Origin of the sequence: Nocardia bovistercoris (genome assembly GCF_015674855.1) — a bacterium.
Lineage (GTDB): Bacteria > Actinomycetota > Actinomycetes > Mycobacteriales > Mycobacteriaceae > Nocardia > Nocardia bovistercoris.
Genome location: NZ_JADMLG010000003.1, coordinates 618,483 through 632,265 on the forward strand (window position 1 = coordinate 618,483; position 13,783 = coordinate 632,265).

14 protein-coding genes are annotated in these 13,783 nt (G+C 69.4%); 7 read left to right on the forward strand and 7 right to left on the reverse strand.

What is annotated here, in order from left to right; genetic code table 11:
- Window positions 1-13: 13 nt before the first annotated feature.
- Complete coding sequence (locus IT779_RS10890; protein ID WP_196149101.1) at window positions 14-1,372, reverse strand: sulfatase family protein; 1,359 nt, start codon at window positions 1,370-1,372, stop codon at window positions 14-16.
- A gap of 120 nt (window positions 1,373-1,492) precedes the next feature.
- On the opposite strand from IT779_RS10890, the gene IT779_RS10895 reads away from it, so the two are divergent.
- Complete coding sequence (locus IT779_RS10895) at window positions 1,493-2,362, forward strand: formylglycine-generating enzyme family protein (protein ID WP_332838744.1); 870 nt, start codon at window positions 1,493-1,495, stop codon at window positions 2,360-2,362.
- A 327-nt stretch (window positions 2,363-2,689) separates the two neighbouring features.
- Window positions 2,690-3,280, forward strand: a complete 591-nt coding sequence (locus IT779_RS10900) for an SLATT domain-containing protein (protein ID WP_196149102.1) — start codon at window positions 2,690-2,692, stop codon at window positions 3,278-3,280.
- A 49-nt stretch (window positions 3,281-3,329) separates the two neighbouring features.
- Here IT779_RS10900 and IT779_RS10905 read toward each other — a convergent pair whose 3' ends face one another.
- The 3 genes from IT779_RS10905 to IT779_RS10915 all read right to left on the reverse strand — a co-directional run bounded on the left by IT779_RS10905 (window position 3,330) and on the right by IT779_RS10915 (window position 4,827).
- Entirely contained in the window at window positions 3,330-3,659 is a 330-nt protein-coding gene (locus IT779_RS10905) for a plasmid stabilization protein (protein WP_196149103.1), read from the reverse strand.
- 67 nt (window positions 3,660-3,726) lie between these two features.
- Window positions 3,727-4,455 carry a DUF308 domain-containing protein gene (locus tag IT779_RS10910; protein WP_196149104.1) on the reverse strand — a complete coding sequence of 243 codons (729 nt, stop codon included), beginning with the start codon at window positions 4,453-4,455 and terminating at the stop codon, window positions 3,727-3,729.
- Window positions 4,456-4,650: 195 nt separating this feature from the next.
- Window positions 4,651-4,827 (reverse strand): DUF6374 family protein, encoded by a 177-nt coding sequence (locus IT779_RS10915; protein ID WP_196149105.1) that lies wholly within the window; start codon window positions 4,825-4,827, stop codon window positions 4,651-4,653.
- A gap of 105 nt (window positions 4,828-4,932) precedes the next feature.
- Here IT779_RS10915 and IT779_RS10920 point away from each other — a divergent pair, with 105 nt between their 5' ends.
- A complete protein-coding gene (locus IT779_RS10920; protein WP_196149106.1) occupies window positions 4,933-5,628 on the forward strand; it encodes a TetR/AcrR family transcriptional regulator in 696 nt (231 codons plus the stop codon).
- Between the two features lie 73 nt (window positions 5,629-5,701).
- On the forward strand, window positions 5,702-6,880 hold the full coding sequence (locus tag IT779_RS10925; protein ID WP_196149107.1) for an acyl-CoA dehydrogenase family protein: 1,179 nt from the start codon (window positions 5,702-5,704) through the stop codon (window positions 6,878-6,880).
- A 6-nt stretch (window positions 6,881-6,886) separates the two neighbouring features.
- Here IT779_RS10925 and IT779_RS10930 read toward each other — a convergent pair whose 3' ends face one another.
- Entirely contained in the window at window positions 6,887-7,741 is an 855-nt protein-coding gene (locus tag IT779_RS10930) for a mycofactocin-coupled SDR family oxidoreductase (protein WP_196149108.1), read from the reverse strand.
- A gap of 430 nt (window positions 7,742-8,171) precedes the next feature.
- On the opposite strand from IT779_RS10930, the gene IT779_RS10935 reads away from it, so the two are divergent.
- The gene (locus IT779_RS10935; protein WP_196149184.1) at window positions 8,172-8,507 is read left to right on the forward strand and encodes a cupin domain-containing protein; all 336 of its coding nucleotides are present in this window, start codon (window positions 8,172-8,174) and stop codon (window positions 8,505-8,507) included.
- 21 nt (window positions 8,508-8,528) lie between these two features.
- Here IT779_RS10935 and IT779_RS10940 read toward each other — a convergent pair whose 3' ends face one another.
- A complete protein-coding gene (locus tag IT779_RS10940) occupies window positions 8,529-8,696 on the reverse strand; it encodes a hypothetical protein (protein WP_196149109.1) in 168 nt (55 codons plus the stop codon).
- A 137-nt stretch (window positions 8,697-8,833) separates the two neighbouring features.
- Window positions 8,834-9,772 (reverse strand): helix-turn-helix domain-containing protein, encoded by a 939-nt coding sequence (locus tag IT779_RS10945; protein WP_196149110.1) that lies wholly within the window; start codon window positions 9,770-9,772, stop codon window positions 8,834-8,836.
- Between the two features lie 441 nt (window positions 9,773-10,213).
- Here IT779_RS10945 and IT779_RS10950 point away from each other — a divergent pair, with 441 nt between their 5' ends.
- Window positions 10,214-12,442 carry an acyl-CoA dehydrogenase gene (locus IT779_RS10950; protein WP_196149111.1) on the forward strand — a complete coding sequence of 743 codons (2,229 nt, stop codon included), beginning with the start codon at window positions 10,214-10,216 and terminating at the stop codon, window positions 12,440-12,442.
- Between the two features lie 117 nt (window positions 12,443-12,559).
- On the forward strand, window positions 12,560-13,567 hold the full coding sequence (locus IT779_RS10955; RefSeq protein WP_196149112.1) for a Ppx/GppA phosphatase family protein: 1,008 nt from the start codon (window positions 12,560-12,562) through the stop codon (window positions 13,565-13,567).
- The last annotated feature ends 216 nt before the right edge of the window (window positions 13,568-13,783 follow it).

The following is a 13,783-nucleotide window of genomic DNA, read 5'->3' on the forward strand; positions in this document are numbered from 1 at the left end:
CATTCTTCGAATATCACGACGAGCTGTCCGCGACGCCGCGATGTTCGCTCAACGCCTTGCGCGACGGCAATTCCAGGCCCTTGATCAAGGCGTAGGTCTGGGTGTATCGCTCGGAGATCCTGGTACCGACGAACTCCGACGGGATCACGTCGCCGGTGCGTTCGCGCCACTCGTGCAGGCGCAGCGCCAACCCCTCGGCGACCTCGAGATACCGGGGGTCGCCGTGTAGGTTGTGCGTCTCCCCTGGATCGCGGACCAGGTCGTACAGTTCGGATGCCGGACGTTCGCCAGACACCTGATCGGCCACCGCGCGACCGGACGGACTGTCCTCGATGTCCCATGGCAGCTCCAGGATCGGGCGCCGCGCGTAGTTCTCGATGTAGCTGAACTCCTTGGTCCTGATGGCCCGGATGGGGTCGAAGGCGTCGTGATAGGTCTTCTCGGTGAACACCTCCGTGCGGGCGGGGTCGGCGGCGCGGTCGGTGACCAGTTGGGCGGCGTGCGAGATGCCCTGCACATCCTCGGGCACCTCGACGCCGAGCAGTTCGAGCAGGGTCGGCACCAGGTCGACGCCGCTGAACAGCTCGTCGTAGACCAGCGGCGCGACGCCGAGGCCGGTGGGCGGACGGATGATCACGGTGATGCCGGTGCCGGGTTCGTAGAGTGTGGATTTGGCGCGCGGGAAGGCGGGCCCGTGATCGGTGAGGAACACCACCCACGTGCTCTCGTCGAGCCCGTTGTCGGCGAGCGCGTCAAGGATCTCGCCGAGCGCGGCGTCGGCGACCTCGATCGAGCCGTGGAATTCCGCCAGGTCCGCGCGGACTTCCGGGGTATCGGGCAGGTAGTCGGGCACCTCGATGGACGCCGCGTCGGCGGGCCGGTACCGATCGGCCGGATAGGGGCGGTGGGTCTCGAAGAATCCGGCGGTGAGCAGGAACGGTTTCGCTGGCGCGTCCGAGAGCCAGGTGCGCACCCTGTCCACGACGTACTCGCAGTAGGAGTTGGTGACGTCGTACTCGTCGAAACCGAGCCGCCGCGGGAACGAGGACTCGTGCTGCATGCCGAACAGCGCGGTGTGCCAGCCTGTTCGCGAGAGGATTGCCGGCAGCGTCGAAACCTCCGGCCGATACTCCCAGCCGTGGTGGGCCAGCCCGACGAGGCCGTTGCTGTGCGGGTACCGGCCGGTGAACAGCGACCCGCGCGACGGCGAGCACAGCGGGGCCGTTGCGTGTGCGCGGGTGCACAGCACGCCCTCGGCGGCCAGCGCGTCGGCGCGCGGACTGCGCACCGAATCGTGACCGTAGACTCCGAGATGCCGACCGAGGTCGTGCCAATGGACGATAACGACGTTTTCCGCGGAACGTTCGGTCATCGATACTCCCAGCCCATGTTGTTCGTGGATCGCGCGTGATCACGGTCGAACCGCGCGCCATAATCGGGTATGCGCAATAACTGCTGCACCCCCAGTCAAGTTACACGGCCGGAATCGGAAGTGAAACGCACGGCGGCCGCCGCGACGAACGCCGCGCCGGATTCGATATCGCCGGAAATGGTGTCACTGGCGGGCGGCGAATTTCTCATGGGCAGCGCGGACCCGGATATCTACCCGCTCGACGGCGAGGGGCCGGTGCGGCGCGAGACGGTGGCGCCGTTCGCGATCGCCGCGACCACGGTGACCGTCGCGCAGTTCGACGCCTTCGTCGCCGCCACCGGCTACGTCACCGACGCCGAACGCTTCGGCGACTCGCTGGTATTCGAGGCAGCGCTGCCCGAGCACGATCGCGAGCATCCGCGTATCGCGGATACGCCGTGGTGGGCGGTGGTCGGCGGCGCGGACTGGCGGCATCCGGCGGGTCCGCGCGCCGAGATCGACGCGCGGCGCGATCTCGCCGACCATCCGGTAGTGCACGTCTCGCTCGCGGACGCGCGGGAGTACTGCGCGTGGAGCGGCACGGCGATACCCACCGAGGCGCAGTGGGAGTTCGCGTGCCGGGGCGGGCTGAGCGGGCAGCCCTATCCGTGGGGCTCGCAGCGCGATCCAGGCGGCGCGGCCATGATGAACATCTGGCGCGGCGAATTCCCCGGTTCGTCGAGTACGCCCGCAGGCGCCACCTTCACCGCGCCCGTGCACGACTACGCCCCCAACGGTTTCGGGCTGTTCCACACCACCGGCAATGTCTGGGAATGGACCACCGGGGAATTCGATCCGCGCCGCGGCGACCGGCGCGGCGTGATTCGCGGCGGATCGCATATGTGTCACGAAAGTTACTGCCGCCGCTACCGCACCTCGGCGCGCTCGGGCGCGAGCGCGGACACCTCGAGCGGCCACATCGGATTCCGGATCGTCGGCGCGGCGTTCTGAGCGCACGGTTCACCCGCTGTTCACCGGCCGCGCCCGAATCCTTTGCCCGGCAGCATCGCAGCCGTCGCCCGCGCGCGCGTCGTACGGAAAGCGTTGGCGCGGTGCGAGACAACACCGAGCGGCCGGTCGGGGCGCCGCGCACCGCATGCCGGAAACCGGCACAACCGTACCCGAAAGCGGCCGGAGCGGATATCGTCGCAGGTCCGAGACTTGTTGCGGCACCGAGTAGCACGGGTTGCCGAAGAATCGCGCGACCGTAGCCGCGCTCGCGTCGCGCAGTCGGAAGGCGGGCGCGCGTGGCATCGGCGCGGGCGATACAGTACGGCGGTGACCGAGCACCGATTGCCCATCGGCGGGGAGCGCTCGCAGGACTTCGGAGTACCCTCTTCGCTGGATCTGCGCTCCGCCGACTGGTCGAGTTCCGATGAGACACTCGCCTGGCTTTTCCACCGCGTCGAGGCGTACGCGATGGACGCGCGCGACTGGTACGCGAAGGACAAACGCGTCAAGCAGCGCACCAGCCTAGCGCTCACCGCGACCATGATCGTGCTCGGTCTCGTCGGAATCCTGGTGCCGCTCGCAACCACCGCAGGCCTCGACACCCTCAACCCGAGCTGGGGGTATGTCCTGCTGGCCTGCGCCGTCGGGTGCGCGGCGATCGACCGGTTCTTCGGTGTCTCCACCGCGTGGACGCGCGATACGCGCTGCGTTCAGTCGATCAACGCGATGATGTGCGATTTCCAGCTCGAATGGGCGTCGGTGTCACGGGCCTCGGCCAACTCCAACGGCGAAATCGACCGCCGCATGGGACTTCTCAGGGAGTTCTCGCACCGGGTCAACGAGGTGATCGCGCGCGAGACCATCGCGTGGACCACCCAGTTCCCGCACGCGGGCGAGATACGGGGCGGTCGGCGGTAGCGCGCCGAAGCTACCGCGGGTAGGGGCCCGAAACGAGCGGGCCGCGGGCTCAGTCCCGCCCGAGCGCGTGGGCGAGCTCGGACTTCGACATCTTGGAGCGGCCGTCGATATCGCGCTTCTTGGCCTCGTTGTACAGCTGGTCGCGGGTCGGCCCCTTCGGCCTACGCGTGCCCGAACGCTGACCGCCGCGCTGCTGCGGCGACTTGTCCTCGACCGAGGTGCGGCTCGCCGTCCGGGTCTGACCGGCCTGCGCGCGGTTCTTGTTCACCGTCCGCGCGGCGATCTCCTTCGCCCGCTTTTCCGAGGTGCCGCGATCCTCGGCGGAATCCCTGATGTGCTCGTACTGCCGTTCCTGTTTGTCCGTCCATTCCTTCGGCATGTCGATCACCTCCTCTGGTCGGCAGGTACCCCGATCCCGCGATCGAAACCAGCGGGCGCTACCCGTTCTATCGGCTCGAAGCAGGTCGCGGACCCTGGAAAGGGTTGGGGAAGTGCGCGGCGGGCCGGTGCGCGACGGGGCGGGCGGGCCTGCGGATTCGTCGCGTCCAGGCCGGGACGACTTCGCCGCGTCCGACGCCCGCCAGCAGCACGTGCGCCGCGCCGAGCAGGATCATGGCGGCCGCGGCGACCATGGCCAGTGCCGTCACCGAGTCCAACGGCAGCAACAGCAGCAGGACCCCGGCGAACAGCACGGCGAGCCCGACCAGTTCGTGTCGCAGCGGACGGGCCAGTTCGTCGTCCCACACCGCGACATTGGCCAGGCCGATACCCGTTGTCGCCCAACCGATCCCGAGCCACATCGAGAGCATCGGCACCGAATTGCCGCCGCTCACGCACATGAGCGCGAAGCCTGCCGAGATCAGGCCGCACACCACGAGCAGCACCCGCAGCGGCGTCGCGAAACGCGCGCCTGCGGCGAGGAATATCTGCGCGCCCGCACCGAGGGCGAGTACGAGTCCGAACAGCAGCTCGAGGGTCGCTACCGACCGGCCCGGCCACACCGCGACCGGCAACGCCAGTGCGGCCCAAGCGATACCGAGCACAACGAGCGCTTCGCGACCACGGTGGACTCGCGAATCCGGGTCGTCGGCGCGCGCGAACAGTGGCGCGGCAGTGCGGGGCGAAGGGGAGAACGGCCGACCCGTCGCTGCGGGACGGCGAGCATGTGTCGTCATGCGGCACGGATGCCCATTCACCGCCGATCGACACCGTCGATCCGACCACAGTGTTTCCGTTGGATCGGGACGGCCCGCCGAAGCGGCACCGAGCGGTGTCGTCGATCGAATCCGCGGCGCGGATCCTCGATGTCGGAGCACCTCGGTAATCCAGCGCGGGTGATCCGCGTGCCCGCCCGCGAGATCCGGCGGGGCTCACTCACCCTGTTCGCCGACCTCGCGGTAGATGCGCAGCGCCGCCGCGAGCTTGCCCGCGAGACCTTCCAGCGGGGCGGGCCGCAAGGTCTTGCCGAAGGCCGCGGCGTCGAGCAGCGCGCGGCGCACATCCTCCACCTGCGCTCTGGCGAAGTCGATGCGGTCGGGGTCGGACATGAACCGAGACCATACCCGCAATCGAACAGACGTTCTATCCGAACCTCCGTCGCGTCGCGATGTCGCGATATCCACGGCCGCTCCGGAGCATTACTCTGTCAGCGCATGGGAGTTCGTGACGAAGTCTTACGCGCCGCACTCGACTGCTTCACCACCGAGGGCTACGAGCGCACGACGATAGCCAGGATCCGGGAGCGCAGCGGCGTGTCCAACGGCGCGCTGTTCCACCACTTCCCCACCAAGGAGGCGATCGCGGGCGCGCTCTACGTGGAGTCCATCCGGTCGATCCAGGACGGCTATCGGCGCGTGCTCGAGCGCGGGCCGAGTACGCCGCGCGAGGCCATCGGGGGCGTCATCGAGCAGCATCTTTCGTGGGTCGAGCGCAATCCCGCGCGCGCCCGTTTCCTCTACGCGCAGGGCCGACTCGACTGGTCAACCGCCGCGGGCGACGAGTTGCGGGCGATGAACACCGAGGTGGGCGGGGCGTACCGGGAGTTTCTGACGCCGTTCGTCGAACGCGGTACGGTCCGCGAACTGCCCATGACGGTGCTGGTCGCCGTGATCACCGGGCCCGCGCACGCCGTGGCGCAGCAGTGGCTGGCCGGTCAGATTCCGGGGTCGGCGACGGCCTATCTGGACGAACTGGTGGACGCCGCCGTCGCGGCCGTCGCCGTCGACCCGGGCCCGCGCAGGTCGACGCCCGCGCGGCCGGTCAGCGGTCGCGTCCGCATCCAACTGCTCGACGAGGCAGGCGCGGTGCTCGCCGATGGCGAGGCCGTCACGCCCCTGTACGGGCACTGAATCGGCCTACCGACTAAAACTCCGGAGTGTTACTCTGCCGAGGTCACCCGAAGCCCGGCTTCCAGGAGTTCCGATGATCACCGCGACCACCCCGTTCGAGCTGTCCGCCGAACACCGCGCCATCCAGGCTGCGGCCCGCGACCTCGCGGCCGAATTCGCCCCGCGCGCCGCCGAGATCCGCGGCCACCTGATCGACCACGGCGAAATGCATCCCGGGCTGTGGGAGCGGTTTCGCGCCAACGGCTGGGCGGGTCTGCTGATCCCGAGCGAACACGGCGGAGCCGAAGGCGGCTTGCTCGGCGCCGCGCTGGTGCTCGAAGCCTTCGCCGAGCGCGGCATCGTGCTGTGGATGCCGGTGCTGTCCACCGCCGTCGCGTACGCGATCGACCGCGTCGGCCCCGACCGGGCCCGCGAGCACTGGCTGCCCAGGATCGCCGCGGGCGCGAGCCACCTCGCCATGGCGGCCACCGAACCGGACACCGGACACAACGTCTTCGGCACCGGCACCGAAATCCGCCGCGTCGGTGCGGATTTCGTGGTGAACGGACTCAAGCGGATCACCTCGGGACTCGATGTCGCCGAACGCGTCCTCGTGCTCGGACGCACCCCGGGCGACGGACCCGCCGCCGGCTTCACCACGCTGCTCGTCGACCCGCGCGCACCGGGCGCCACCATCACCGAGATCCCCATGGGCTACCGCGAGGGCGTCCGGCAGTTCCAGCTGGAATTCGACGATGTGGCGGTGCCGGGCACCGACCTCGTCGGCGCGGAAGGCGCTGGACTGTTCACGCTGTGGCCGTTCGCGGGCGTGGAACGCGTGCTCACGGCCGCGATCTGCACGGGCACCGCCACCTACTGCATCGACCGCGGTGTGGCGCGCGCCAAGGAGCGCGTCATCTCCCGGAGCAAGCCGATCAGCGCGAACCAGGCGATCTCCCACCCGCTCGCCCACCTGCACGCCCGCGCGTGCGCCGTCCGACTGCTACTGCACCGTGCCGCGGCGACCGTCGACGCCGACGGCTCACCGCAGGCGATCGCCGCCGAAGCGAACGCCGTCAAACTCCTCGCCTCGGAACTCTCCTTCGACGCCGCCGACCACGCCATGCGGGTCTTCGGCGCGGACGCCTGGGACGAGCGCGAGGGCTGGCTCGACCTCTACCTCGACACGCGCCTGTCCAGGTCGGGGCCGGTCAGCAACGAATTCGCGCTCAACCACCTGGCCGAACACGTGCTCGGCCTGCCATCCCGGTAGCCCGGCTCAGTACTTGAGGGCGCCCGAATCGACGGCGATCTGATTGCCGGTGGTCGACCCCGAACCCGGGCCCGCGAGCCACGCCACGATGTCGGCGACCTCTTCGGGCGGCATGAAACCGCCGCGGCCGTCGGCGCCGTCCGACGTGGCGGGACGGTAGGGCACCGGCGGGAAGCTGTGCAGGAACGACGGGTATTCGGCGAAGAGTTTCATCATCGCGTCGGGATCGATCATGGGGGTGTCGACCGAGTACGGGTGGATGGAGTTGACCCGGATGCCGTACTCCCCCACTTCGAGCGCGAGCGAGTTGGTGAGGCCGACGAGTCCGTGTTTGGAGGCCGCGTAGTGGCCGTTGCCCGGCGTGGCCTTCAGACCGGCCGAGGAGCTGACGATCACGATCGACCCGCCGTTGCCCGCCTCGATCATGGCGGGCACGGCGGCGCGAACCGTGCGCCAGGTGCCGTTGAGGTTCACGTCGATGACGGTGTCCCACTGCTCTTCCGACAGTTCGAACAGCCTGCCCCAGCTGAGCACGCCCGCGTTCGCCACGAGGATGTCGAGGCGGCCGAATCGCGCGACCGCGTCGGCGACGACCGCCTGCAGTGCGCTCAAGTCCCGGATGTCGACCGCGCGGGCGAGCGCCTTGCCGCCCTCGGCCTCGATCGCGCGCGCGGTCTCGGCGAGGTCCTCGCCGGTGGCGGGCGGGTAGGTGACGGTGTCGGAGACGGAGCCACAGATATCGATGGCAACGATGTCGGCGCCCTCGCGCGCCAGCCGCACCGCGTGTGCCCGCCCCTGGCCGCGCGCGGCTCCCGTGACCAGGGCCACCCGGCCGTGCAGGGTCCGACTGGTGTCAAGCATCTCGAGGCCGCCTTCGTCGTGTGGTGCGAGTCGCCCGGCCCGACGCCGCACCGGGAGCGCCCGGTGGACTAGTGTCGAGTCAGGTGTCTTGGACTATACGACGGTGGCGCCCCGGCCATGATCGACTGTCCGAGAATCGCCGGTACCCAACGCGGTACGTCGGCCGCTCAGCAGGGCTACGACCTCGGACTACCGGCGGGTCGACCGATCCGGTAGGCGCCCGAGCCCCCAGGGGGAGGCGACGGAATCCGGTACCCCACCGCGAAGTGGTCGCCGGATGGTTCGAGCGGCGGTTCGCGGGTACAGCGGTCCCGAGTGACCGGTACGCACCGACGACCGCTCAGGAGGCGTGATGGATCAGCAACGTGCCGCATTCGGAAGTTCCAGCGAGGAAGGCCAATTGGGTTCACCTACGGGCATTGTGGACACCATGCATCCCGAAATTCTCGACCAGCCCGGCTATTTCTCCACCCACATATCGGAATCGATTGTCCGGGAGCCCTTTCCGGGCGTCCGCGTGCGCCCGCTCTGGAAGGACCCCGGTGGCGCGCACGCGGCCGTGTTGGAAATGGATCCCGGCGCCTCGTGGCCGCGTCGCGATATCCACGAGCCGGGTCCGGAGGAGGTCTACGTCGTGGCAGGCGTGTTCAACGACGGCGCGCGCGACTACCCGGCAGGCACGTTCCTGCACGCGCCCGCCGGGTCGTGGCACATTCCCTCGACCTCGAGCGGCTGCGTCCTGTTCCTCTTCTACCCGGCCGGGTGACGGGCCTGAGCAGCCGGGGGATCAGAGCAGGACGACAAGCAGGCTCGCGGCGATGACGAGGACTATCCAGGCGATCAGGATGCCGCGGCCGGAGCGTGCGGTGCCGAAGCATTCCGCGACCTCCTCGCGGCGCGGCGTAGCGCTCCGATTCGGGGTTTCGGTTCGAGGCGTCGTGGTGTGGACGTTCACGTGATCATCTCCTGGTGCGAGAGTCCGTGGGCCGCGAACGGCTGCTTGGAGGGGGGCGGTCGACGGTGCGGTCGCCTCGTCCTCGCACTACCCACGAATCGGCGCGCGCACCAACATCCTGGCGTGCGATGCGCCACTCAGGAGCGCAGGGTGGTGACCGGGGCGCAGCCGTAGGCGCGGCGGTAGGCGATGGCGAAGCGGCCGGGGTGGGCGAAACCCCACTCGTAGGCGACCGAGGTGACGGTGGCGCCGTCGGCGGGGTCGGCGGCGATCAGGTGTTCGTGGGCGGCGGCCAGGCGCAGGCGGCGCAGGTATCGCGCGGGGGTGGTGTCGAGGTGGCGGCGGAACGCCAGTTGCAGGGCGCGCACCGTGACGCACGCGGCGGCGGCGATATCGACCACCGAAATGCTTTCGCCCAGATGGGATTCGATGTAAGCGACGGCGCGGCGCACGGTGTCGGGGCGGGCGTCGCGGCGGTCGAGGGTGGTCGGTTCGACCACGGCGGTGGTCGGCATGGTGTGCAGGACGGTGGCCGTCAGATAGTCGACCGCGGTCGCGGACACCAGGTCGGAACAGGCGTCGGGGTCGGCGGCGAGCCGTCGCAGATGCTCGACCACCTCCGACAGCAGTCGCCCAGCCGCGGCGGACACCGGGCGGGGGCCGGTGATCCGCACCGGGGTCCGCGCGTCGGCGGCGGCGCGGTCGAGCAGGGCGGTATCGAACATGGTGACGCTGTAGTCGGCCGAGCGGACCACCCCCGAATAGGGCAGTTCCGGCGGGGTCAGCATGCCGATCTCTCCGGGTACGAACGCGCCGACGCCGGTATCGCGGACGGTTTCCTCGATCGACCCGGAATGCATCGTGCACAGGCACACCTTGTGCAGCGCGTCGGCGTCGTAGCTCATGTCGAATCCGAACCGGAGCCGGTCCAGACTCACCGGGCCGAGCATGTCACGGCGCACTCGGGTCCGCACCCCGCGCGCACTGTCGTCGGTGATACTCATCGAGGTGTAGGCGTCGACGAGGAAGTCCTCGGTCGCTCCGAGATCATAGCTGTCGAACAGGAGATTGCGCATACCGTGACCGTTCCTTCGACCGTCCTCCGTCGTTGGCGTGCTCGCCGCGACACTTGAGCCGGAGCGTCGCACCCGCCACGAACCGCGCGGTCACCGGGCGAATCGGACCACCGACGGCGGTCCCGAACAGTCCTTGCCGAGAAATACCGACGCTACCACGGTCGCCTGCCCGAGGTCGGCGGCGCGAACGCCGCGGTCCGCCGTACGAACCGCCTGACCTGCGCTTTCCACAGGAGACTTGTGTCGAGATCCGGCTCTCGGCGCAGCGGCTGGTCGAAGCGCCGAGCGAATTCGGCGGCGCGGGCGCCCGGACCCACACGCGATTCGACCACCTGTTGCCCACCGCGCAGCAACGGGGCTGCCCCGTTCGCCCACGCGGATTCCCTTCCGGTCGCTAACGTTCGTAACGCCTGACCGTGCGACCCCACCGTGGAGGACCCCATGGGTATCGGATTGACCGACGACCATCGCGAACTCGGCGAGGTGGTGCGCGCACTGCTCGAACGACGAGAGGCTCGCGCGGCCGCGCGAGCGATGCTGGAGGCCGCCGAGGACAGCTTGCCCTCGTTCTGGCCGGAAATAGCCGAACTCGGCTGGCTTGGCCTGCACATCCACGCCGAATACGGGGGAAGCGGATACGGCCTGGCCGAACTGGTGGTGGTGGTCGAGGAGTTCGGCCGCGCGGTCGCGCCCGGCCCGTTCGTACCGACCGTGGTCGCCTCGGCGACGGTGGCCGCGTGCGGAACCGCCGCACAGCGCGAGCGTCTCCTACCCGGTTTGATCGACGGCTCGGTGACCGCGGGCGTCGGACCGGCAGGCGATCTGGAGATCACCGCCGACGGCCGCGCGCGCGGCGATGCCGGAGTCGTGCTCGGCGCGCCCACCGCGGATCTGTTGCTGCTCGGCGCGGGACCGGATGTGCTCGTGGTCGAGCGCACGGCGGACGGTGTCACGGTGTCGGCGCCGCCGAATCTCGATCCGACGCGGCGTTCAGGTCACGTGACATTGTCCGAGGTGCGACCGCTCGCCGTGCTGCCCGGCGCTCGCGATACCGCGACGGCCATCGCGCGCACGCTGTTCGCGGCCGAGGCGGTCGGCGGCGCGAGCGACTGTGTCACCGACGCCGTCGAATACGCGAAGACGCGTACGCAATTCGGTCGGACCATCGCGACTTTCCAAGCGGTCAAACATCATTGCGCCGACATGTTCGTGGCCGCCGAGTCCGCGGTCGCCACCGTGTGGGACGCGGCACGCGCCGCGGACGACGCGCGGTCCAAGGCTGCGGCCGAGACTCAGGCCGTGGCGCGGTCCAAGGCTGCGGCCCGAACTCCGGAGGCGGCGCAATTCCAGCTGATCGCCGCGGCCACCGCTGCCCTCGCCTTCCCCGCCTACGTGCGCGACGCCGAACTGAACATCCAGATCCACGGCGGCATCGGCTTCACCTGGGAACACGACGCGCACCTGCACCTGCGCCGCGCGCTCGCCCTGCGCGCGCTGTTCGGCGGCGACGCGCCCGCCGCGCAGGTGTACGCGCTCACAGCGGCGGGCACGGTCCGGCGCAACAGCCTCGACCTGCCCGCCGAAGCCGAGGTGCTGCGCACCGGAATCCGTTCGGACACCGAGCGAATCGCGGCGCTCGACGAATCGGACCGGCATCGCGAACTGATCGCCACCGGATACCTCATGCCGCACTGGCCGAAGCCGTGGGGCCGGTCCGCGAGCGCGGTCGAACAGCTGGTCATCGACGAAGAGATGGCGCTGGCGGGAGTGAAACGCCCCGACTACTCGATCACGGGCTGGGTGATCCTCACCCTGATCCAGCACGGCACCGACGACCAGATCGACAGATACGTGGAGAAGGCGCTGCTGCGCGAGGAGGTGTGGTGCCAGCTGTTCTCCGAACCCGAGGCGGGCTCGGACGCGGCGGCGGTCAAGACGCGGGCGATCCGGGTGGACGGCGGCTGGCGGGTCACCGGTCAGAAGGTGTGGACCAGCGGCGCGCACGTGGCTAGCCGCGGCCTGGCGACCGTGCGCACCGACCCCGACGCGCCCAAGCACGCGGGTATCACCGCGATGATCATCGATATGCGGGCCGAGGGCGTGCTGGTGCGGCCGCTGCGCACCCTGCTCGGCACCTCGGAATTCAACGAGGTCTTCTTCCAGGACGTGTTCGTGCCCGACGAGGACGTGGTCGGCACGCCGAACGCCGGGTGGCGCGTGGCCCGCGCGACGCTCGGCAACGAACGCGTGAGCATCGGCGGCGGCTCGGCGGCGGGTTCCTTCGCCGAGGACATGCTGATGCCGATGGCGCGCGAGCACGCACACCGACTCGCGGGCGCCGAGGTGCGGATCGGACAGTTCCTCGCCGACGAACACGCCGTCCGGCTGCTCGAATTGCGCAGGGCCGTGCGCAGTATCGAAGGCGCGGGTCCCGGCCCCGAGGGCAACATCACCAAACTCAAACAGGCCCAACACTGGAGTGAGCAGACCGCGATCATGTCCGCGATCACCGGACCCGAACTGGCGCTGGCCGAAGGGCAGTCCGCCGTGGTCGGCATGATGACCCTCGGCGCGCGCGCCATGTCCATCGCGGGCGGCACCTCCGAGATCACCCGCAACCAGATCGCCGAACGCATCCTCGGCATGCCCCGCGACCCGCTGATCACCTGATTCCTTACCGCGGAACGGTTTCCGCGCCCGCGCCAGGTTGTCGACGCGAGGTTCCCGACCGGTGACAGATAGGTAAAAATTTCGGTATAAGCGGGTGAATGCGGGTAGAACGCGTCCATGAGACTCGCAATCCTGGACATCGGTTCGCATGCGGCGCAACTAGTCGTCGTGGAGGGGTCCGCCCGCGGACCGCTGCGTCCGGTCCGGGCGATCAAGCGCCCGTTGCGGCTCGAGGGATATATCGAGTGCGACGGCACGATCGGCGGCGCGGGCGTGCGCCGCACGGTGAATGGTGTCACCCGGGTGCTCGCGGAAGCGCGTCGCTGCGATATCGACGGCTTCTACGCCTTCGTCACCGCCGCGATCCGGGACGCGCCCAACCGCGACGATGTGCTCGACCGCATCGACGGCGCGGTCGGGATCCGGCCGCAGTTCCTGTCCGGCGCCCAGGAGGCGCACCTGACGTATCTGGCCGTGCGGAGTTGGAGCGGACGGCAGGCCGGGCCGCTGCTGAGCCTCGACATCGGCGGCGGCAGTACCGAATTGGCGTTCGGCAGCGACGCCGAACCGAGCTTGACCCTGTCGCTGCCGTTGGGCACGCGCCTGCTCACGCGCGGTTTCCTGATCGGCGACCCGCCCTCGCTGCCGGAGCGCGCGGGATTGCGCCGCCATATCCGCGCCTGTCTGGCCGAAGTCCGCGATCCGCTGCTGCGCGAGGGCGGTCCGCGCCGGGTGATCGGCAGTTCGAAGACCTTCAAGCAGCTCGCGCGCATCGCGGGCGCGGGTCCGCAGCGGCATCGGCCGTGGGCGCAGCGCCCGCTCAGCCGCGACAGCGTGCGTGCCACGGTCGGCAGACTGGCGTGTCTGTCGGCGCGCGAACGCACCCGATTACGCGGGGTCGCGCCCTCGCGCGCCCGACAACTGCTCGCCGGGGCGATGATCGCCGAGGCCACCATGACCGAATTCGGCATCGACCAGCTCGAGGTCAGTCCGTGGGCGTTGCGGGAAGGTGTAGCGCTGCACCATATTTCGCATCTGTCCGATCCGGCCGTGACCGTGCCGCTCACTCCGCTGCGATTCCCGACGCAGCGCGAGCCGATAGCAACCACCCGGCTACGGACATGACCGACTACGTTGCGCAGAACTCAAACTATGGGACGATACATTTCAGCTATCACAATCTATGCAGGTAGAGGCCAATTTTACGGTTGACCACATATGCGCTCCGATTGATGAATGCACCGGTTACCGCCACCGATCCCCCTTGACCGCAATACTACCGCAATCGCCGATTGGTCGCATTTGCGAAAGATCCGCCGCACAGGGAGGTTTCAGGTGTCG